The sequence below is a fragment of the Clostridium sp. OS1-26 genome (assembly GCF_030915445.1).
GTDB lineage: Bacteria > Bacillota > Clostridia > Clostridiales > Clostridiaceae > Clostridium_AM.
The window spans coordinates 1,625,628-1,647,455 of record NZ_CP133264.1; the positions used below are offsets into that span (position 1 = coordinate 1,625,628).

25 protein-coding genes, 5 tRNA genes and 1 riboswitch are annotated in these 21,828 nt (G+C 32.8%); of the genes, 29 read left to right on the plus strand and 1 reads right to left on the minus strand.

Annotated features, from left to right (window positions below; translation table 11 throughout):
• Positions 1-43: 43 nt before the first annotated feature.
• From RCG18_RS08155 to RCG18_RS08260, 22 genes are all read left to right on the plus strand, one after another.
• Positions 44-1,096 (plus strand): L-threonylcarbamoyladenylate synthase, encoded by a 1,053-nt coding sequence (locus RCG18_RS08155; RefSeq protein ID WP_308040811.1) that lies wholly within the window; start codon positions 44-46, stop codon positions 1,094-1,096.
• A gap of 23 nt (positions 1,097-1,119) precedes the next feature.
• Positions 1,120-1,578, plus strand: a complete 459-nt coding sequence (locus tag RCG18_RS08160; protein ID WP_308040813.1) for a low molecular weight protein arginine phosphatase — start codon at positions 1,120-1,122, stop codon at positions 1,576-1,578.
• Between the two features lie 92 nt (positions 1,579-1,670).
• Complete coding sequence (gene rpiB / locus RCG18_RS08165; protein ID WP_308040814.1) at positions 1,671-2,120, plus strand: ribose 5-phosphate isomerase B; 450 nt, start codon at positions 1,671-1,673, stop codon at positions 2,118-2,120.
• A 93-nt stretch (positions 2,121-2,213) separates the two neighbouring features.
• On the plus strand, positions 2,214-2,843 hold the full coding sequence (upp, locus tag RCG18_RS08170) for a uracil phosphoribosyltransferase (protein WP_308040815.1): 630 nt from the start codon (positions 2,214-2,216) through the stop codon (positions 2,841-2,843).
• A gap of 179 nt (positions 2,844-3,022) precedes the next feature.
• On the plus strand, positions 3,023-3,511 hold the full coding sequence (locus tag RCG18_RS08175) for a cytidine deaminase (protein ID WP_308040816.1): 489 nt from the start codon (positions 3,023-3,025) through the stop codon (positions 3,509-3,511).
• 71 nt (positions 3,512-3,582) lie between these two features.
• Positions 3,583-4,626 (plus strand): MraY family glycosyltransferase, encoded by a 1,044-nt coding sequence (locus RCG18_RS08180; protein ID WP_308040817.1) that lies wholly within the window; start codon positions 3,583-3,585, stop codon positions 4,624-4,626.
• A 61-nt stretch (positions 4,627-4,687) separates the two neighbouring features.
• Positions 4,688-5,836: a non-hydrolyzing UDP-N-acetylglucosamine 2-epimerase gene (gene wecB, locus RCG18_RS08185; protein ID WP_308040818.1), complete on the plus strand. Its 1,149-nt coding sequence runs from the start codon at positions 4,688-4,690 to the stop codon at positions 5,834-5,836.
• Between the two features lie 689 nt (positions 5,837-6,525).
• Complete coding sequence (locus RCG18_RS08190) at positions 6,526-6,891, plus strand: ATP synthase subunit I (protein ID WP_308040819.1); 366 nt, start codon at positions 6,526-6,528, stop codon at positions 6,889-6,891.
• Between the two features lie 35 nt (positions 6,892-6,926).
• Positions 6,927-7,607, plus strand: a complete 681-nt coding sequence (locus RCG18_RS08195; protein WP_308040820.1) for a F0F1 ATP synthase subunit A — start codon at positions 6,927-6,929, stop codon at positions 7,605-7,607.
• A gap of 70 nt (positions 7,608-7,677) precedes the next feature.
• A complete protein-coding gene (gene atpE, locus RCG18_RS08200) occupies positions 7,678-7,917 on the plus strand; it encodes an ATP synthase F0 subunit C (protein ID WP_374119124.1) in 240 nt (79 codons plus the stop codon).
• 61 nt (positions 7,918-7,978) lie between these two features.
• A complete protein-coding gene (locus RCG18_RS08205) occupies positions 7,979-8,458 on the plus strand; it encodes a F0F1 ATP synthase subunit B (protein ID WP_308040821.1) in 480 nt (159 codons plus the stop codon).
• 2 nt (positions 8,459-8,460) lie between these two features.
• Entirely contained in the window at positions 8,461-9,000 is a 540-nt protein-coding gene (locus RCG18_RS08210; protein WP_308040822.1) for a F0F1 ATP synthase subunit delta, read from the plus strand.
• Between the two features lie 10 nt (positions 9,001-9,010).
• A complete protein-coding gene (atpA, locus tag RCG18_RS08215; protein ID WP_308040823.1) occupies positions 9,011-10,525 on the plus strand; it encodes a F0F1 ATP synthase subunit alpha in 1,515 nt (504 codons plus the stop codon).
• Positions 10,526-10,549: 24 nt separating this feature from the next.
• Positions 10,550-11,401 (plus strand): ATP synthase F1 subunit gamma, encoded by an 852-nt coding sequence (gene atpG, locus RCG18_RS08220; protein ID WP_308040824.1) that lies wholly within the window; start codon positions 10,550-10,552, stop codon positions 11,399-11,401.
• A gap of 15 nt (positions 11,402-11,416) precedes the next feature.
• Positions 11,417-12,811 carry a F0F1 ATP synthase subunit beta gene (atpD, locus tag RCG18_RS08225; protein ID WP_308040825.1) on the plus strand — a complete coding sequence of 465 codons (1,395 nt, stop codon included), beginning with the start codon at positions 11,417-11,419 and terminating at the stop codon, positions 12,809-12,811.
• Positions 12,812-12,992: 181 nt separating this feature from the next.
• Positions 12,993-13,394 (plus strand): F0F1 ATP synthase subunit epsilon, encoded by a 402-nt coding sequence (locus RCG18_RS08230; RefSeq protein ID WP_308041982.1) that lies wholly within the window; start codon positions 12,993-12,995, stop codon positions 13,392-13,394.
• Positions 13,395-13,685: 291 nt separating this feature from the next.
• The gene (locus RCG18_RS08235; protein ID WP_308040827.1) at positions 13,686-14,381 is read left to right on the plus strand and encodes a hypothetical protein; all 696 of its coding nucleotides are present in this window, start codon (positions 13,686-13,688) and stop codon (positions 14,379-14,381) included.
• Positions 14,382-14,404: 23 nt separating this feature from the next.
• Positions 14,405-15,664, plus strand: a complete 1,260-nt coding sequence (gene murA / locus RCG18_RS08240; RefSeq protein ID WP_308040828.1) for a UDP-N-acetylglucosamine 1-carboxyvinyltransferase — start codon at positions 14,405-14,407, stop codon at positions 15,662-15,664.
• Between the two features lie 159 nt (positions 15,665-15,823).
• Positions 15,824-16,879 carry a stage II sporulation protein D gene (gene spoIID, locus RCG18_RS08245; RefSeq protein ID WP_308040829.1) on the plus strand — a complete coding sequence of 352 codons (1,056 nt, stop codon included), beginning with the start codon at positions 15,824-15,826 and terminating at the stop codon, positions 16,877-16,879.
• Positions 16,880-17,156: 277 nt separating this feature from the next.
• A complete protein-coding gene (locus RCG18_RS08250; RefSeq protein ID WP_308040830.1) occupies positions 17,157-17,879 on the plus strand; it encodes a M23 family metallopeptidase in 723 nt (240 codons plus the stop codon).
• Between the two features lie 108 nt (positions 17,880-17,987).
• Complete coding sequence (gene spoIIID, locus RCG18_RS08255; RefSeq protein WP_211143431.1) at positions 17,988-18,242, plus strand: sporulation transcriptional regulator SpoIIID; 255 nt, start codon at positions 17,988-17,990, stop codon at positions 18,240-18,242.
• A 99-nt stretch (positions 18,243-18,341) separates the two neighbouring features.
• Entirely contained in the window at positions 18,342-19,373 is a 1,032-nt protein-coding gene (locus RCG18_RS08260) for a rod shape-determining protein (RefSeq protein WP_308040832.1), read from the plus strand.
• Positions 19,374-19,451: 78 nt separating this feature from the next.
• Here RCG18_RS08260 and yyaC read toward each other — a convergent pair whose 3' ends face one another.
• Positions 19,452-19,988: a spore protease YyaC gene (gene yyaC / locus RCG18_RS08265; protein WP_308040833.1), complete on the minus strand. Its 537-nt coding sequence runs from the start codon at positions 19,986-19,988 to the stop codon at positions 19,452-19,454.
• A gap of 115 nt (positions 19,989-20,103) precedes the next feature.
• Here yyaC and RCG18_RS08270 point away from each other — a divergent pair, with 115 nt between their 5' ends.
• From RCG18_RS08270 to RCG18_RS08300, 7 genes are all read left to right on the plus strand, one after another.
• On the plus strand, positions 20,104-20,442 hold the full coding sequence (locus RCG18_RS08270) for a hypothetical protein (RefSeq protein ID WP_308040834.1): 339 nt from the start codon (positions 20,104-20,106) through the stop codon (positions 20,440-20,442).
• Between the two features lie 152 nt (positions 20,443-20,594).
• Positions 20,595-20,801 (plus strand): hypothetical protein, encoded by a 207-nt coding sequence (locus RCG18_RS08275; protein WP_308040835.1) that lies wholly within the window; start codon positions 20,595-20,597, stop codon positions 20,799-20,801.
• Positions 20,802-21,013: 212 nt separating this feature from the next.
• Positions 21,014-21,089: transfer RNA gene (locus RCG18_RS08280), tRNA-Thr, on the plus strand.
• Positions 21,090-21,094: 5 nt separating this feature from the next.
• Positions 21,095-21,179: transfer RNA gene (locus tag RCG18_RS08285), tRNA-Tyr, on the plus strand.
• Between the two features lie 6 nt (positions 21,180-21,185).
• Positions 21,186-21,261: transfer RNA gene (locus RCG18_RS08290), tRNA-Val, on the plus strand.
• A gap of 15 nt (positions 21,262-21,276) precedes the next feature.
• A tRNA-Thr gene (locus RCG18_RS08295) sits at positions 21,277-21,352 on the plus strand.
• Positions 21,353-21,357: 5 nt separating this feature from the next.
• Positions 21,358-21,442: transfer RNA gene (locus tag RCG18_RS08300), tRNA-Tyr, on the plus strand.
• Between the two features lie 217 nt (positions 21,443-21,659).
• Positions 21,660-21,759, plus strand: a riboswitch (SAM riboswitch).
• The last annotated feature ends 69 nt before the right edge of the window (positions 21,760-21,828 follow it).

A 21,828-nucleotide genomic window follows, 5' to 3' on the forward strand; every position in this document is an offset into this window, starting at 1 on the left:
AAGTTGTTTAATATAATTTAGCAATAAGGTGGTATAAAACAAAATGGATACAAAAATAATTATGCTTGATGAGAGTAATCTTGACAAAAACATCATACAAGAGGCTGGAAAGGTCTTAAGAGAAGGGGGATTAGTAGTGTTTCCTACAGAAACTGTCTATGGACTTGGCGCTAACGCGTTAGATCCGGAGGCAGTGAAAAAAATATTTGAAGCTAAAGGGAGGCCGCAGGACAACCCTCTAATAGTTCATATAGCAGATACTGAAGAGATAAGGCCTTTAGTTTCAGAAATCCCAGAAATGGCTAAAAGGTTTATGGAAAAATTTTGGCCAGGTCCTATGACAATAATATTACCTAAATCTTCAATTATACCAGACGAGACAAGTGCAGCATTACCATGCGTAGGAATTAGGATGCCTTCTAATAACGTTGCTAGAGAACTTATAAGGGCAGCTGGAGTTCCAATTGCCGCACCTTCTGCTAATATTTCAGGAAGACCTAGTCCTACAGATGTGCAAAGGTGTATAGAAGATTTAAGAGGAAAGGTAGACTACATTATTGGTGGGAATATGTGTGATATTGGTCTTGAATCTACAGTAATTGATTGCACTACTGAACCAACCTGTGTTTTAAGACCAGGAGGAATAACTTTAGAGATGCTAAGAGAAGTGGATAAAGATACATATATAGATCCAGCAATAATGAAGAAACCAGAAAAAGATTTTAGACCTAAAGCTCCAGGAATGAAATATAGGCACTATGCTCCTAAGGCTCCTGTAAAAATTGTTCAAGGAGATTTGAAAAAAACTATTGAAAAAATCAATGAAATAGTGCAAAATTATATAGATGAAAATAAAGTTGTTGGAATAATGGCTACAGACGAAACAGCAGAGTACTATGAAAAAGGTATAGTAATATCTCTAGGAAGTAGAGATAACATGATAAGTGTGTCACAAAGTTTATTTGAAACACTTAGAATGTTTGATGATAAAGAAGTTGATATAATTATTGCTGAAGCCTTTGAAGAAAATGGTGTAGGTGTGGCTGTTATGAATAGACTTAAAAAATCTGCTGGATTTGATATCATTAAAGTGTAATTCTATGTTTTAGGAGGTTAGTTATGAAAAATATACTATTTGTTTGTACAGGAAATACTTGTAGAAGTTGTATGGCAGAAGCTATTTTTAATAAGAAGTGTGATATAGACAATCTTACAGCTATTTCTGCTGGTATAGCTGTATTAAGCAATAGTAAAACCTCAAAAAACTCTACAATTGTTACGAAGGAGAATACTGGAATAAATTTAAGTGATAGAAACTCAGTTCAGCTTACTAAGAACATGTTAGAAAATTCAGAACTTGTTTTAACTATGACAACATATATAAGAGATATTTTAGGTGCTAAATTTCCGGAATTTAAGCATAAAATCTATACATTAAATGAGTATATTTCTATGGAGAATGATATAGTTGACCCATTTGGTGGTGACGTAGAAATCTATAGAAATACCTATAGGCAATTAGAAAACAGTATTGTATTGCTATTGAACAAATTGAAAGAAGATATAGGCATTGTATAATGCTATTATCTTCTTTTGTAGTCTGATAATTTATAATTTATTAAAATAAATTATTTAATTATAGTAACACTATATCTTGGAGGTGTTTTAACATGAAGATTGCATTAGGAAGCGATCATGCGGGATTACCGCTAAAGAATGAAATAATAAAACATTTAGAGGCAAAAGGAATAGAAATTAAGGATTTTGGTACATACACTGAACAATCCTGTGACTATCCTGAGTTTGCATTAAAAGTCGCTGAAGAAGTAGCGGGGAAAAAATATGAACTTGGAATATTAGTTTGTGGCACTGGCATAGGGATAAGCATAGCTGCCAATAAAGTTCCAGGAGTGAGAGTTGCACTATGTGGTGATACTTTTAGCGCTCATGCTTGTAGAGAGCACAATGATGCTAATATACTTGCATTAGGTCAGAGGGTTGTGGGACCAGGACTTGCGCTTGACATAGTAGACACATTCATAAAAACTGAATTTGAAGGTGGTAGACACCAAAGAAGAATAGATGGAATTTCTGAAATTGAAAAAAAGTATAGTAAATAATATCTAATAATTTTTTAAAATTAAGTATAAGTCAGAAATTTAGAGTAAAAATTATTCTTAATTTCTGTGTATTATATAGGAGGAATAAAATAAATGAGTAAAGTAACACAAATAGCACATCCATTAATATTACATAAGCTATCTCTAATAAGAGATAAAAATACAGGTTCAAAGGATTTTAGGGAACTTGTTGAAGAAGTAGCTATGCTTATGGCATATGAAGTAACTCGTGATTTACAGCTTGAAGTAGTAGAAATAGAAACTCCAGTATGTAAGGCAAAGTGTAAAATGCTTGCAGGAAAGAAAGTAGCTATAGTTCCAATACTTAGAGCAGGCCTTGGTATGGTTGGAGGCATGACAAAACTTATACCAGCAGCAAAAGTTGGACATATAGGACTATATAGAGACGAAGAAACATTAAAGCCAGTAGAGTATTTCTGTAAGCTCCCACAAGATATAGAAGAGAGAGATGTAATCGTTACGGATCCTATGCTTGCAACAGGTGGCTCAGCAGTAGATGCTATTACTCTTTTAAAACAAAAGGGTGCTAAAAATATAAGATTAATGTGTCTTATAGCTGCTCCAGAAGGAATAAAAGCCGTTATGGACGCTCACCCAGATATAGATATATATATTGCATCTATAGATGAAAAATTAAATGAAAAAGGATATATTGTGCCTGGTCTTGGAGATGCAGGAGACAGATTATACGGAACTAAATAATCTATATAATAAAAAGCAGTGAATTATGTCACTGCTTTTTATTATATAGATTATCAAGTCATAAAGTTAACTGGATAATATTAAGTTTTACATATATAATGTTTAATGAGTGCTTTTAATTACATCATTTTTATTATAGAATAAAAGAAGATTAATAACAGCAACTATCGGAGGAAGTTATGAATAGAATTGATAAAAATAACTATTATTTAGATATATGTGAGACTGTATTAGAAAGAGGAACATGCTTGAGGCGTAACTTTGCAGCTATAATAGTGAAAAATGATGAGATTATGTCAACAGGATATTCAGGAGCACCTAGAGGAAGAAAAAACTGCTGTGATTTAGGGTACTGTAGAAGAGAGGAATTAAATGTACCAAGAGGTACACGTTATGAGTTGTGTAGATCCGTTCATGCAGAGCAAAATGCTATTATATCTGCTAGAAGACAAGATATGATAGGCTCAACTATGTATCTAGTTGGCAGAGAATGTAGTTCTGGAGAATATGTACATAATGCTTCTCCTTGTTCACTGTGTAAGAGATTTATAATTAATTCAGGAATTGAAAAAGTTATAATACGTGATACTAAGAAAGTTTATAGAGAAATAAATGTAGATGAATGGATTGAAAATGATGATTCTCTAGAAGGTGATGGATGTTATTAAGTAGCGGCAATAACACTGTGTTTGTTCGGTCTAGCTGAGCGGTGCTTAATATAAATAAGGAAGGTTAACTTATGAATAAATTATATGTTTTAGCATTGGTTTCAATAATAATTTCTGCTATTTTTACACCAATTATAAAAAAAATTGCAGTAAAAATAAAAGTTATAGATATTCCAAAAGACGACAGAAGAATACATAAAAAACCTATACCGCTTCTAGGTGGTTTAGCAATATATATTTCTTTTGTGTTAACTTTGGTGTTAAAAACAGGAGCATTGTCTAAATCGGAAATAGGAATACTAATAGGTGCCACGATTATAGCATTAGGTGGGTTTTTAGATGATAAATTTGAAATAAGACCATGGCAAAAGCTTTTATTTCAAATAGCGGCAGCCTTAGCGCTAACTTCTTATGGCGTTAGAATAGTTTTGATAACAAATCCAATAAGTAGCGCAGAACTTTATATTAATATAGGAATACTATCAATTCCACTTACTATAGTTTGGGTGGTAGGTATTACTAATGCTTTAAATTTAATAGATGGCTTGGATGGCTTAGCAGCAGGAGTTGCTTTTATTTCTACAGTCACCATTTTTATTATAACTTTCTTAAATGGAAAAGTTGAAGCACAAGTATTAGAAGCGCAAGTATTAACTGTAATATTAGCAGGGTCTATATTGGGCTTCTTACCTTATAATTTCAATCCGGCCTCTATATTTTTGGGGGATACAGGAGCGCAATTATTGGGCTTTTTATTAGCGGCGATATCCATAGAAGGTGCCATAAAGTCTGCAACAGCCTTTGCAATTGCTGTGCCTATTCTTGCGCTAGGAATACCAATATACGATACACTTTTTGCTATGATTAGAAGAAAGATAAATGGGAAGCCTATAATGCAGGCAGATAAAGGACATCTTCATCATAGATTATTAGACATGGGACTTAATCAAAGGCAGGCAGTTATAATTATGTATCTAATAAGCGCTGTACTAGGTAGCTTTGCTATAATAGCAATGCAAATAAGTAGTCAAAGGTCCTATTTCCTCCTTGCTCTTGTCATGGTGGTTCTAGTAATAGTAGCTTGGAAATTTGGTTTTTTTGAACATAGAGAATAACTTGTATCTAGGCAGCAGTAATAAAGAACAGTTGCCTTGAGGCTAAAACGGAGGTATATTTATGGAAAAAGTTAAGGTTATTACGATATTTGGAACAAGGCCTGAAGCAATAAAAATGGCGCCTTTGGTCAAGGAAATGGAGAAAAATCCAAATATAGAAAATAAGGTTTGTGTAACAGCACAACACAGGCAGATGTTGGATCAGGTATTAGATTTATTTAATATTACTCCTGACTTTGACTTGAACATTATGCAAAGTAAGCAAACTCTTACAGGTATAACTACAAGAGTACTAGAGGGACTTGAGGATATATTTGAAAAGGAGAACCCTAATTTAGTTCTTGTACATGGAGACACTACAACAACTTTTGCCGGTGCTTTAGCAGCATTTTACCAAAAAATAAAAGTTGGACATGTGGAAGCAGGGCTTAGAACTTTTGATAAGTATTTTCCATTTCCTGAAGAGATGAATAGAAAACTTACAGGTTCAATGGCAGATTTGCATTTTGCACCAACAGCAGGTTCAAAAAGCAATCTTTTAAGAGAAGGAATTGACGAAAAAGATATATTTGTTACTGGAAATACAGTTATTGATGCTATGGAATTTACAGTAGATGATAGTTATGTATTTAATAATGACGAACTTAATGACATAGAATACGATAAAAAGAAAGTAATAATGGTTACAGCACATAGAAGAGAAAATTGGGGAGATGGAATCGAAAATATATGTAATGCTTTAAAAAGAATTGTTGAAGAGAACAGTGATGTAGAGATAGTATATTTAGTTCATCTAAATCCAGTAGTTAAAGATGTCGTTTATAGAATTCTAGGCGGAATACCAAGGGTACACCTATTACCACCATTAGATACAAAGGAAACTCATAACCTAATGAATAAATGTTTTATGGTTATGACAGACTCTGGTGGACTTCAGGAAGAGGCGCCGCATTTAGGAAAGCCAGTGCTGGTTTTAAGAGATGTTACTGAAAGGCCAGAGGCTGTAAAGGCAGGTACTGTTAAGCTTGTTGGAACGGATATCACAACCATACTAAATACAGCTAATGAACTAATAAGAAATTCAGCTGAATATGATAAAATGAGTAGAGCTATAAATCCTTATGGTGATGGTAAGGCTTCAGAAAGAATTGTGCATGCAATATTAGACTATTTTGGTATTCAAAAAATGAAATATGAGGAATTTAGCTAGAAAGTAATTTCTAGCTATTCTTTTTTTAAAATTGCAATTTTGTGACACATTATTGCAATTTTATGACATTTCAATTCTGGTTTTATGGTATATTAATCCAAATAAATAGGGTATTGTTGTAGTTTTGTCATATATTATTGCAATTTTATAATATATTATAAAGAAAAAAATATATTAAGTATAAAAATTCTAATTGAAACATAATTAAAAAGGAGTTATTATATTAAATAAGTATAAAATTTTCTCTTAAATGACCTATAAATTTACAATGTAAATAATAAATAACACAAAAAAATGTAAAAAGAGTAGCCTAATTAAAGAAAAAGCGACTTTATTTATTAAAATTTATGAAAAAATATCATTTATAATGCATGTATATACAAATAATATGTCAAAAAAATTATATTATTTAGACAATTGCAATATTAAATAAATAAAGAATTTAAAGCTCTTGGGCTTAATGTTGAGAATTTTCGATATTTTTTGAAAAATGCATTGATAATCGTAGATATTTGTTAATTGAAGTAAATTAAATAAAATTAAAGTAATGAAGATAAAATGGAATTATATTGTTAAAAAATCGACTATTAAGGCTAAATATTAAGATTATAGAGAGAATGCAGGATTTTATTTATATTTCCTGAGATTATATAATAGATTATCATGTAAATATTCTGGAGGAATTGAAAGTGCAAAATGACCTTCAATATATGTTCAGAAAAGTTATACTTTTTGACATAATATTAACCTTAATTTTGGGCGGTACAACCTATTATTTTTTTAAGGATTATGTATTTATAGTTCTTTTGGGCTTAGGCTTAGCTGTCATAAGTTTTGTTTTAAATGGAATAATAACTGAGTACATACTTTTAAAAAAGACTGGTAAGTATAAAGCAGTTGCGATTATATCTTATATAATAAAAATAGTTACGATTTCTGGTATAGCAGTAGTATTATTCAAACAAAATAAACTTAATGTGATTGCCTATATGTTGGGATATAGTTCTCATTTTATATCCTTAACATTATATGGAATAGATTTAAAAAATCAATAATTTATTAATAATTTTTTATGAAAGGGAGTGATTATTTGGAAAAGTTCGAACCTTTGTTTTATCTGAATTTATTAGGATATAAATTCGGTGTCACTGAAAGTTTATTATTTCAGTGGATATTAATAGTCATAATTAGTATAATAGCTATAATTTCCACTAGGAACTTAAATAAAGTTCCAAATAGAAAACAAAGTGTTGTAGAAATTGTCGTGGAAACATTTAATTCACTTGTCAGAGAAAACATGGGTGAAGGATATTCAGCTTTTGTTCCATACATAGGAACCCTAGCAATTTTTCTTTTATCTATGAATTTACTAGGTTTGTTTGGACTCAAGCCTCCTACACTTGATTTTAGTGTAGTTGCAGGTTTAGCACTAATATCATTTGTAGTTGTTCAAGTGAATGCCATCAAAAAAATAGGTTTAGGGCATTATTTCGGAGGTTACTTCAAACCATTCGCAGCATTGCTTCCATTAAACCTTGTAGAAAGATTTATGCTTCCTATATCACTTACACTGAGACTTTTTGGTAACATGACAGCAGCATTTGTTGTTATGGAAATGGTTTATGGAGCATTAGGACACCTAGGATGGGTAGCACAACTTGGTATACCAGTACCTCTTCATGCATATTTTGATGTGTTTGATGGTACAATTCAAATGGTTATATTCATGATGTTAACAATGGTTAACATAAAGATTATAGCAGATCACTAATTTATAGTTATCAATTAATTTAATATAACATAATTTAAACAATTTTTAAGGAGGAAGAAAAATGGGTAATATTGATCCAAAAGCATTTATATCAGGAATGGCAGCTATAGGTGCAGGATTAGCTGCAATAGGTTGTTTAGGTGGAGGAATTGGAACAGGTAATGCTGCTGGAAAGGCAGTTGAAGGTGTTTCAAGACAACCAGAAGCAAGTGGAAAAATAATTAGTACAATGGTTATAGGTGCTGCATTCTCAGAAGCAACATCTATCTATGCGTTACTAGTTGCACTATTATTAATATTTAAATCATAATAATGAATAGTGCTCAGGGCACTATTTAAATCTATGCCTGAAGGGAGGCTTTTATAATAGTATGGAGATACATATTCCTCAACTTATTGCTACTATAATAAATTTTGCAATACTATTTTTTATCCTAAGGCATTTTCTATTTAACAAAGTTAATGACACTATCAATAGCAGACAAAATGAGATAGTTACTAAGATAAACAAAACTGAAGAAGACATGAAAAAAGCCGAAGAATTAAAAATAGAAAATGAAACTAACTTAAAACAAGCTAGAGAACAGGGTAAGACTATAGTAGAAGAATATAAAATAAAAGCCGAAAAAGTTTCCTCAGAATTACTAAATGAAGCTCGTGAAGAAGCTGAAACTATAATTGAGAGAGCAAGAACGGAAGCAGGTAGAGAAAAAGAAAAAGCTGCTGACGAGATAAAGGGTCAGGTTGTAGACTTAGCTGTTTTAATATCTTCAAAAGCTTTAGAACAATCTATTGATGAAGAACAACACAGGAGACTTATAAAGGATTTTATAGCTAAGGTAGGTATCTAACTATGCATGAATATTTAGATAGGAGATACGCTCTTGCGCTTTACAAAGTTGCAGAGGAAAAAGGAAAAGTAGAGCAGTATTTAGAAGAATTAAAAAATATTGTAGTTCTTATGAATAATGATGAAGACTTCATGAAGCTCATCAGACATCCTCAGGTTAGTACTTCGAGCAAAAAGAAACTATTTACTGATATATTTAAAAGTAAAATAGATGAAGATTTACTATCTTTTTTACTTGTATTAATAGATAAAGGCAGAATCTTAGAGCTTGAAGGCAAACTTAGGGAAATGGAGAAAATAAATCTTGAGAGAAATAATACTGTTATAGCTAAGGTTAAAACAGTTGTTTCATTACAAGATGATGAGAAGAATAGTCTAATCGAAAAACTTGAAAAAAAATTCGATAAGAAGATTTTACTGGAAGAAGAGTTAGATCCAAATATACTTGGAGGCGTCTATGTTCAAGTTAACAATGAAGTAATAGATGGAACAGTAAAATCCAAGATTGATGAAATGAAAAAATTAATGCTTAAGAGAGAATAGAGGTGAGCCTATGAACATAAAACCTGAAGAAATAACTTCAATTATTAAACAAGAAATTCAAAAATATGAAAAGAAAATCGAGACAGTTGATTCAGGTACAATAATTCAAGTAGGTGATGGTATAGCCAGAGTTTATGGTCTTAGTGAATGTATGGCAGGAGAACTTTTAGAGTTCCCAAATGATGTTTATGGTATGGCTCTAAACCTTGAACAGGACAACGTTGGTTGCGTTCTTTTGGGTTCTGAAAAAGGTATAAAAGAAGGAGATATAGTTAAGAGAACTGGAAAAGTTGTTGAAGTACCAGTTGGAGATGCCATTATTGGTAGGGTTGTAAACGCATTAGGACAGCCTATAGATGGTAAAGGACCAATAAAGACAACAGCAACAAGACCAGTTGAACTTATAGCTCCTGGAGTTATAACAAGACAGTCTGTTAAACAGCCATTACAAACAGGTTTAAAAGCTATAGACTCAATGATACCAATTGGAAAAGGTCAAAGAGAACTTATAATAGGAGACAGACAGACAGGTAAAACTGCAATAGCTACAGATACAATAATAAACCAAAAAGGTAAAGACGTTATATGTATATATGTTGCTATAGGACAAAAACAGTCAACTGTTGCGCATATAGTTAATAACCTTACAGAAATGGGCGCTATGGACTATACAATAGTTGTATCAGCTACAGCATCAGAATCAGCTCCATTGCAATATCTTTCACCATATGCTGGTTGTACAATGGGTGAACATTTCATGGGCCAAGGAAAAGATGTACTTATAGTATATGATGATTTGTCTAAGCACGCTGTTGCTTATAGAACAATGTCATTATTGCTTCGTAGACCACCAGGAAGAGAAGCATATCCTGGAGACGTATTCTATGTACACTCAAGACTTCTTGAAAGGGCAGCAAAGCTTTCAGATAAGCTTGGTGGAGGATCGCTTACAGCGCTTCCTATAATAGAAACTCTTGCAGGAGACGTTACAGCATATATACCAACTAACGTTATTTCTATAACAGATGGACAGATATTCCTTGAGTCTGAGTTATTCTACGCAGGACAAAGACCAGCTGTTAATGCTGGTATATCCGTATCCAGAGTTGGTGGTAACGCTCAAATAAAAGCTATGAAACAGGTTGCAGGATCATTAAGACTTGACCTTGCACAATATAGAGAACTTGCTGCTTTTGCTCAGTTTGGTTCAGACCTTGATAAAGAATCAAAGAGAAGACTTGAAAAAGGTAAAAGGCTTACAGAAATATTAAAACAACCACAATACAAGCCTGTACCGGTAGAAAAGCAAATAATGATTCTTTACGCAGGTGTTAAAGAACACTTAATGGATGTTCCTGTTGATAAAATCGGTGAATTTGAAAAAGGCTTCATAGAATATATGGATACACACTATAAAGAAATAGGTCAGGAAATAGTAGATAAGAAAGTTCTATCTGATGACTTAAGCAAAAGACTTAGTGATGCTATAGAAGAATATAAAAAAATATTTTTAGCAGAGGTATAATTTTTCCTTTGCGGGAGGTGAAGTATGGCAGGGGCAGGACTTGTTGCAATTAAGAGAAGAATTAAATCAATAACCAGTACCCAAAAAATAACAAAAGCCATGGGACTTATTGCCACCTCTAAACTCAGAAAGGTTAGAAATAAACTTGAGTTAAATGATAAATACTCTCAATCCTTCAGTGCCGTTATCAGTCAATTCGTAAATGGTGCTGAGGAAAACAGTATTTATATACATGGTAATAAAGGTAGAAAAAAGCTTTACATTACACTAAATTCAGACACAGGACTTTGTGGCGGATTTAATGCCAATGTTGTAAATAAAGCAGCAGAAATAATAGCAAAAGATAAAGAAAACTCTTTATTACTTTCAGTAGGTCAAAAGGGAAGAATGTACTTTAATAGATTGAACTTTAAAACTACCGCAGAGTATGTTGATATACCGGATGTTCCTACACTACAAGAGGCAAGTGCTATTACATATAAAGTGTTAGATATGTATCGCAGTTCTGAAGTTGGAGAGGTTTATGTAATATATACAAAGTTTCATTCTACTGTAAAACAGGTGGTTACTGTAGAGAAAATACTTCCTTTAGAAAGTAAAGATTCAGAAGTAAAAAAACGTTTTGTTAAGTTTGAACCATCTATTGATGAAATGATAGATGAAGTAATAGTTATGCAATTAAAACAACAAATATTAAACTTTATGCTTCATTCAAAGGCAAGTGAGCAAGGTTCAAGAATGACTGCAATGGATGGAGCAACAAAGAATGCTAATGAGTTATTAGATGCACTTAACCTTAAATACAATAGAGAAAGACAAAGTGCTATAACTCAAGAAATATCCGAAATAGTCGGAGGAGCAGAGGCTCAAAAGTAAGGAGGGACACTACTAATGCCAAACGTAGGCAAAGTTGTTCAGGTTATAGGACCTGTAGTAGATATAAAGTTTAGCACAGAAAACCTTCCTAACATATATAACTCCATAGAGATAAATGTAGGCGATAAAAAACTTATAGCAGAAGTAGCTCAGCATGTTGGAGACGATATCGTTAGAACAATATCTATGGAAGCAACAGATGGTTTAAAAAGAGATATGGATGCTGTTGATACAGGATCACCTATATCTGTACCAGTTGGAGAACCAGTTTTAGGAAGACTTTTCAACTTATTAGGACAGCCAATTGATGAAGCTGGAGAAGTTGTTGCGGATAAATTTTATCCTATTCACAGACCAGCACCAAGCTTTGAAGATCAATCTGTAGAACCAGAAATGTTTGAAACTGGTATTAAGGTTATAGATCTTCTTGCACCATACCAAAGAGGTGGAAAAATAGGACTATTTGGTGGTGCAGGAGTTGGTAAAACAGTTCTTATTCAGGAATTAATAAATAACATAGCAAAACAACACGGTGGTCTATCAGTATTCACAGGTGTTGGAGAAAGAACAAGAGAAGGTAATGACCTTTATTATGAAATGAAGGAATCTGGAGTTATCGACAAAACTGCATTGGTATTTGGTCAGATGAATGAGCCGCCAGGAGCTAGAATGAGAGTTGCTCTAACAGGTCTTACTATGGCTGAATATTTCAGAGATCAAGGTCAGGATGTGCTTCTATTTATAGATAACATATTCAGATTTACACAAGCTGGTTCAGAGGTTTCAGCGCTACTTGGAAGAATACCAAGTGCCGTTGGATATCAGCCAACGCTTGCAACTGAAATGGGTGCTCTTCAAGAAAGAATAACTTCAACAAAGCAAGGTTCTATTACATCCGTTCAGGCTGTATATGTACCTGCCGATGACTTAACTGACCCAGCACCAGCAACTACATTCTCTCACCTTGATGCTACAACAGTTCTTTCAAGAGCTATATCAGAGCTTGGAATATATCCTGCAGTTGACCCACTAGAGTCAACTTCAAGAATTCTTGATCCAAGAATAGTTGGAGATGAACATTATGCTGTAGCTTCGGATGTTAAGCATATACTTCAAAGATATAGAGAATTACAAGATATAATAGCAATCCTTGGTGTAGATGAACTTTCAGAAACAGATAGATTAGTAGTTATAAGAGCTAGAAGAATTCAAAGATTCTTATCACAACCATTTACTGTTGCTGAACAGTTTACAGGAATGAAGGGTGCATATGTTCCTATAAAAGAAACTGTAAGAGGATTTAGAGAAATACTTGATGGTAAATACGATAATTTACCAGAAGCAGCATTCTTATTTGCAGGAACTACAGAAGAAGTAGCAGAAAAAGCAAAGGCTATGATGGAAAGTTAATATTTAATTATAAAGTTAGACAGTATATACTGTCTAACTTTATGTATATCTGTAGTAGGGGAGGAACTGCCCGAATTGAAGCCTGTGGAGAACAATACAGTTTTGGTTTATGTGCAAGTTCTTAGAAACAGGAAGCTCCGATTTTGGAGTTGTTCACATTACTTGTGAGAAGGAGATTAATATGGCAGATGCTTTAAAGTTAAATATCCTTACTCCTGAAAAGGAATTTTATACTGGCGAAGTTATAGAAATAATAACAGACAGCACTCAAGGTCGCGTAGGAATACTTGCTGATCACATGCCTTTAGTAACAACATTGAGACCAGGTGTTACAGAAATTACTGAAAAAGGTGGAAAGCAAATTAAAGTATTTACTTCAACTGGAATTATGGAAGTAAAAGATAATGAAGTTAGAATTCTATGTGATGTATGCGAATGGCCTGAGGAAATTGACTTTAGAAGAGCTGAAGAAGCTAGAAAAAGAGCAGAAGAAAGATTAAAAAATAAAAACCACGATAATCTCGATATAAGAAGAGCTGAGTTAGCTTTATCAAGAGCTCTTGCTAGATTAAAGTTACACTAGGATAACTACTTAAACAACACGAAACTAATGTTTCGTGTTGTTTTTTTGCCTTAAAGTATTTTTAATTTTGCACATTTTTTAATAGAATTCTATATATTGATAATATATTAAAATAAGACAAACTTTAGGTATGGTTTTAATGATTTTGTAGACCATAGATAAATTTACTTTGTTTTATGTAAAAATTGTTAATAATTAAATGTAATTGAATAACCCTCTAGTTAGTTGTACATAATTTAGGTATAACACAAAAGGGGGGTGCGCTCTATAGGTCTTATCCTAAGAGTAAATATGATGAGAAAGAAGATTATTTTAATAATCATACTTATAATAGTAGGAGTTATATTTTCTTCTGTTGATTTTCCAATGGCAAGCAAAAATACTGATCTATTTGAAGAGGCTTTAATAAAGGTCAACGGCCAAACTGTAGAGTATGGTATAACTTCAAATTTTACAACAGAGGAAAATGGTGAGGAAATCTCAAATTATATATTGCGGAGCCTAAACTTCTATGACGGATGGAATAAAAGCATATTGAAAAACGGAAAGGTTTACTGTGTAGAATTTGAAAAAAATGATGTAAGTGGGTACATAGAAACTACTGCATATGAAAATCATAATTTTGTAACAGTAAATATTATAAAAAAAGATAGTAAAAATGATTTAGAGGATTTAAAAAATAAAATTTACAACTGTCTTAAGGATAAGCAAATTCATGCCAAATATTTTCAGTATTTAAAAGCAAAAATTCCTAGTGATAACATAGCAGATGCAAATAAAGAAATATTAATGCTTTTAAAAAAATATAGGGCATCTAACATCAATACTATTGAATTAGGAAATGGATATAGTACAACAGCATATACAAGAAATTATGATTCTACACAAAGTGATGGCAAACCAATAGATTTTAATTATGCTGTCTGTAAATACTCTTCAGGTAGCTATATAATTATTGGAACACCGGAAATAATTGTAACATATTAGCAATTGTAGAATGGAGGATAGTTATGGATAAGATAATAGTTAGGGGAGGAAAAAGGCTAGAGGGTGAGGTAAACATAAGTACTGCTAAGAATTCTGTATTACCAATTATAGCAGCTAGTATACTAAGTGGTGATAAGTGTATAATAGAATCAGCTCCAATGCTTGAGGATGTTTTTGTTATTAGTGATGTGCTTAGAACTATTTCAACAGAAATAGATATAGACAGTAAAACAAATAGAATCTTAATCAATTCATCGAATATTAAAGATTGCGAAGCTTCTAGTGAGCTGGTGAAGAAAATGAGGGCATCTTTTTTGATTATGGGAGCTATGATTTCGAGGTTTGGTAAATTTAGATTATCACTTCCAGGAGGTTGTAATATAGGAACTAGGCCTATAGATTTGCACTTAAAAGGATTCAGTGCATTAGGTGCAGAAGTGAGTGTTGGGCATGGTTATGTTGAAGCTCAGGCTAGAAAACTTATAGGAAATAAAATTTACTTGGACTTTCCTTCAGTAGGGGCCACTGAGAACATTATGATGGCAGCAGTAATGGCAGAAGGTGAAACTACTATAGAAAACGCCGCTGAGGAGCCAGAAATTGAGGACTTAGCAAAGTTTTTGAACAGTATGGGAGCAAATATTATTGGAGCAGGATCAGGTACTATCCATATTATTGGAGTAAAAAATTTAAAAGGAACAACACATAAACCAATATACGATAGAATAGAAGCCGGAACATTTATGACTGCGGCTGCAATAACTAGGAGCAAAATTAAAATAAATGGGATAGATGAGGGACATTTAAAACCTGTAATTGCTAAGTTAACAGAAGCAGGGGTTAATATTAAAATAGAGGAGAATAGTATGGTAGTAGATGGAGATAGGGACTTGAAGCCGATCGATATTAAGACCATGCCTTATCCGGGATTTCCAACGGATATGCAGTCACAACTTTCAGGGCTTTTATGTACAGTACATGGAACTAGCATTATAACAGAAACAATTTTTGAAAATAGATTTATGCATGCGTCAGAAATGAAAAGAATGGGAGCTAATATTAAAATTGATGGTAGAAGCGCCGTTATAGAAGGCGTTGACAGATTAACTGGCGCAGAAGTTAGAGCGACAGATTTAAGAGCGGGCGCAGCACTAGTACTTTGTGGATTAGCAGCAGAAGGAGAAACAGAAGTTACAGATATATATCATGTAGATAGAGGGTATGTTAACATAGAGAAAAAACTACAGGGATTAGGTGCTGACATTGAGAGGGCAAAGATGTAAATCCCCACGGTATTAATATATGAGATAGAAGAGAAGATTAGAACAAACATCTTCTCTTTTTTATTACCGATATTTAACATGCTGGAATATAGTAATAATTTTCAAATGTAAGTAATAAAAATATAATGTTATATTTTACAAAAGTAAGGAGATACATATATGAGAAAAGGGATGAGTATTCCAATACATTTGAAAAGGTTTTTTTTGTTAATATTAATAAGTATAAGTTTTATCATAATTCTCTCATTAGCATTAGTAGGATTCGGAGATGGAAGTAGCAATGCAATGAGATCTATTATACCTAGATTTTCAATGAAATCTAATGACATAGCATTTAATGAGAATAATGTGGGGGCACCAAAGATAAAGGTATATATAACTAAAGAAAATAGAGTAGTAGAAATGTATCTTGAAGAATATATTAGAGGCGTTGTTGCTGCAGAAGTGCCTGTTGAATTCGGAATTGAGGCGTTAAAGGCACAAGCTGTAGCTGCTAGAACCTTTGCACTAGCGCATATGGAAGAGTATGGAGGCAAAAAATATAAAAGCAACACAGGTGCTAATGTATGCGATACAGTGCAGTGTCAAGTATTTATAAATAAAGATGATAGATTAAAAACATGGCCTGCAAGTAAGGGCGAAGAATATTGGAATAAGATAACTGAAGCTGTAAAGGATACTTCAGGAGAGATCTTGGCGTACGATGGAAAGATTATAGACGAGCCTCTTTTCTTTGCAGTAAGCGGAGGCAGAACAGAAAATGCATTAGATGTTTTTAAGGATAACAAGCCTTATTTAAAAAGTGTAGAGAGTCCAGGGGAAGAAAAAGCACCAAAGTTTAAAAGTGCAATAAAAATGTCTTATTTAGAATTTATAAAAAAAATTAACGACCAGTATTCTAACTCCGGTATAAGTTTACTGAATGTTAGAAATCAAATAGAGATAAAAAGCAGGAATGAAAGTGGTTCTGTAAATGAAATCAAAATAGGTAAAACAACAATATCAGGAGTGAAGTTTAGAACCATTATGGGATTAAATTCTACTAACTTTAAAATTAACTTTAATACCAGCAATATAGAGATAAGTTGCATTGGATATGGTCACGGAGTGGGAATGAGTCAGTGGGGAGCTAATGCAATGGCAAAGCAGGGTAAAGAATATAAAGAAATACTAAAACACTATTATAGCGGTGTAGAAATTACAAAAATAAAATAGCATATAAATTTATACTAAAAATAACCTATTAGTCTTAATTTTTAAAATTGAATAAGTAATATTATTAAAAAGCAGATTAGAGTTAATAAGGATTCTAATCTGCTTTAGGCATCTGAAAGAAAATAGACTAGCAGATTGACTAGTTATTTTTTTGAAGATGCCTTATTTCTTTTAATTTGAAAATATTGTGTAAAAATATAAAAAATAATAGAAAAAATTATGAAAAATATGTATTTTTTTCTAATGTCTGGACAAACTACAAAAAGGAGGTGTTCGTATGGATAAAAAATTTTTCAACAAAACATTAAACTTTTTAAAGAAGGAGGGCTTTTATGTAATACTATTTGTTTGCTTGTGTATTGTCGCTACAGTAGCTGCTTTAACAGCTAGGAATAATAAACATATAGATAATACACCAGCGCAGCAAAGTAGTTCAACGCAACAAAAACAAAGCAAGGAAACAGCTAAGGCAGGAAATGAGCCTTCTTTAAATTACGATAATGCTCTACAGGTAAAGAAAGATACTAAACCAGAAATAGTTGTACCTAAAAATGATACTAAATCACAAGGGGTTTCCAATTCAGTGAATGTGGCATTCCAAAAACCAGTAGAAGGAAGTTTAGCGAGAGCTTATTCTGAAGATCCTGTATTCTGGGATTCTACAGGAAGTTACAGACCTAACCTTGGATATGATATAAAAGCAGAATTAGGAAAATCAGTTCTTGCTGTTGCTGATGGAAAAGTAGAGCAAGTAAACAGTGCAACACAAGATGGAGTGGAAGTTATCATAAACCATCAAAATGGTATAAAAACTGTCTATTCAAACTTAGATCCAAAAGTAAAGGTTACTAAAGGACAGACGGTAACAAAGGGTACAGCTATAGGTGTAGTTGGTAAGAGTACACTAAGAGCAGCTTATGAAAAATATGGTGATCACTTACATTTCGCCGTTTTAAAAGGAAAAGATTTTGTTGATCCAAGTAAATATTTAAAGTATTAACATTCTAGCCATTTTCCGAGAAGTTTATCGGAAAATGGCCCATACAATGAATTTAAAAATGTAAATTAGCATATCTATAAATATAGAAGGGTTAAGGAGGTACCATCTTTGAAAGATTACATTGAAGAAAGAGTTTTAGAAGTTGCAAGGTATATTATAGGGTCAAAAGCTACAATAAGAAAAACAGCTAAAGTCTTTGGAGTAAGTAAAAGTACAATACACAAAGACATGACAGAAAGGTTACCTAAAATAAATCCTCAAATTGCTGAAGAGGCTAAAATTATATTAGACTATAATAAGGCCGAAAGACATATAAGAGGCGGAAAAGCAACTAAAATGAAATATAAAGCTATTGAAGGTTAAAAACATTCCGATTATAATTAATATGAAGATATAATAAAATAGACAAATTTATCATTAAAATGATAAAATTTCCGGGGAAGAGTAGGAGTGAATTAAGGAATGTTTTTCAGTATAGGAACCGATATGGGAATTGATTTAGGTACGGCTACGGTGCTCGTTTATATTAAAGGAAGGGGAGTAATATTAAAAGAACCTTCAGTAGTTGCTATAGATAAAAGCAAAAATAAAGTTTTAGCAGTAGGCGAGGAAGCGTGGCAAATGATAGGTAGAACGCCAGGTAATATCGTGGCGATTCGTCCATTGAGGGATGGGGTTATATCAGATTATGATATAACTGAAAAAATGTTAAAATATTTTATAACTAAAGCTTGTGGGAAAAAAAGAATGTCAGCACCAAGAGTAGTAGTTTGTGTTCCTTGTGAAGCTACAGAAGTAGAAAAAAGAGCTGTAATTGATGCAGCTAAAAATGCAGGTGCTAAAAAGGTGTTTTTAATAGAAGAGCCTTTGGCAGCTGCAATTGGGGCAGGCCTTGATATAACTAAGGCAAGTGGAAATATGGTTATAGATATAGGTGGAGGCACAACTGACGTAGCGGTTATTTCTTTAGGTGGAATCGTTGTAAGGGCTTCAATTAAGGTTGCAGGAGACAAGTTCGATGAGGCTATAATGAGATACATAAGAAAAGAACACAAGCTTATGATTGGAGAAAGAACTGCAGAAGATTTAAAGATAAATATAGGATCTGCATTTGAAAGAGAAGAAAAAGTTACTATGGATATAAGAGGAAGAGACTTAATTACTGGACTTCCTAAAAACATAGCCGTATCCTCAGATGAAATGAGGGAAGCATTAAGAGAAACTGTAAATGCAATAGCAGAGGCAACTCACTCAGTGCTAGAGAAAACTCCTCCAGAATTAGCAGCAGATATAGCTGATAAAGGAATAGTTATGACTGGTGGAGGAGCATTATTAAATGGTCTCAGTAGCCTAATACAGGAAGTAACTAAGGTTCCAGTATATATTGCGGAAGAGGCTATTTCTTGTGTGGCTCTAGGAACAGGTAAAGTATTGGAGTACTTAGATAAAATGGAAGTTACCTTTACTGGTGATGACATAACATTAATAGATTAGCGAAGAAAATTATTCTAAATAGATATAAATATAATAGTATAAAATGAAAAGCAAAATCTCTAGATTTTGCTTTTCATTTTATACTATTATTTCATTGTTATATAGATAATAAGCGTGAATTAATGAGTCTCTTACAACCTTTGCCATACTGAAAATCAAACTTAGCCTTATGCTAGTGCTATTAAATATTTCATCATTATCATTAGAATCAACTATACCTATTATGGAGGTTTCACCTACATTAGGTAGCGACTTACCGACCCCTTTTCCAGGATGAACGGGGTAATCCCTTGCTTGAATCTCTCCTATGCTATCAGAATCTCCTAAGCAGGCATCAATACCTATTATACGGTTATTAGGATGAAGTTGTTTAATTTCGTCTAGTCTTTTATCAATATTTAAAGCATGTATTGGCTCCGAGACTGTGCCATACACAGGTAAGGGGAAGTTAGAATCTTTAAGCAATGTACCAACTAAAGGACCAAGGCAGTCTCCTATACATCTATCGGTGCCAATACATACTATAATTGTATTCTTATCAATATAATCTTTCAAAAAGTAAGCAATATCATAGTATGATAGCGGATTTTTATAGTTAGCTTTCACTCTTTTCAATAGCTACACCTCCTTAGTAATTTATATGAAATTATTTTAAGAAATATTAAGAAAAAGGAATAAAAAAAGAAAAAAAAGAGATACTAATATAGGTGCAAGGAGGGTGTATATATTTATGAAGAAAACAATATTATCTTTTATAGCGATTTTGTGTACAGCTATTTGTGTTTTAATAATGGTATTTGCAGATAAAATAGGTACAAAGGAAGAGATATATAAGGATAAAATAGAAGTAATAAATGATAGCAATACTTCAAAGCAAAATGTCAACATCAAACAAAATTCAAATATAAAAAAAGAAGCAAGCAAAGATGAGAATAAAGGTAAAAATGAAGTCAATCAAGCAAATTCTCCTGCAGCAACAGACGCGTATAAAATCTTCAAAATGAATGAGATAAGTGAAAAAATGCAGCAGGATAAAAAAATATTTTTGAAGAAAGTGGTAAAGTTTTAGAGCCTAAAAAAGTTGTAGATAAAGAAAGCTCTAAAAAGACTAGTTCAGAAGATGCTGTCAGTGAAAATGTAAAAAAAGATTCTGCTAACTACTCTAGTGATAGTACCCCAGTATTTAAAGTTTCTAAGTCAAAAATAAAGGATAAACTTACATTGTCAGATAAGGAAAAACTATTATCTATAGCAGCAAAGTTGTCCGCTGTAGATTATGAAAAAATCAATAAATATCTTCAAAATGGTAGTGATGAAGATATAAAAAATACTATAAAATTACTTAAAAGTAGATTATCTGATAAAGACTATGAAAAGGTCAGAGTGGTAGCAGAAAAATTCATTAATATGGATGTTGTAGAGCGGTAGGAGGTGGGGGGGTAAAAAGGCGCATTTAGTTATATATAATCATATAGATGGTATTTGAATTTGAATTATAGAGTAATGTAGAGAAAAGTGTAAAAAAACAGAGAATTATACATTTAAATTAATATAAACGTCTATAATAGCATTTGAAAATAACATGATAACAATGTATACTAATCCATGTTGAAGCGGTTAAAAACTTCAAAGCAAGGTATGCTGGTTTAGCTCAGCAGGTAGAGCAACTGACTTGTAATCAGTAGGTCGCGAGTTCGATTCTTGCAACCAGCACCAAATATGGAGGAATTCCCGAGTGGCCAAAGGGGGCAGACTGTAAATCTGTTGTCAGTGACTTCGATGGTTCGAATCCATCTTCCTCCACCATAATGTGGGCGCATAGCTCAGCTGGGAGAGCATCTGCCTTACAAGCAGAGGGTCACAGGTTCGAGCCCTGTTGTGCCCACCATAAAAATAAATATACGCTGGTTTAGCTCAGCAGGTAGAGCAACTGACTTGTAATCAGTAGGTCGCGAGTTCGATTCTTGCAACCAGCACCAAATGCGGAGGAATTCCCGAGTGGCCAAAGGGGGCAGACTGTAAATCTGTTGTCAGTGACTTCGATGGTTCGAATCCATCTTCCTCCACCATAAATAAAACACTCGTGGTAGTGTTTTATTTTTATATATTTTTATGATAAAATATAAGTAGTAATAGGATATTTCAACAACATTTATAACATAACATTATTTAAATAATAAAAACACTTCAAATGTCATAAAATATATAAGCTTTATTATAGATTTTATATTGACAGCATGTTTTAACTATGTTAATATCATAAACGAATACAATTAAATACATAAACTCTTATCAAGAGAGGTGGAGGGAAAGGGCCCGATGAAACCCGGCAACCGGCTTATAGCTAAGGTGCCAATTCCTGCAGTATGAGTCTGCGAGATAAGAGAGTAGTTAAGTAATTTAACCTCTTCTTATTGAAGAGGTTTTATTTTTTTATAAAACGGAGGGATAAGAT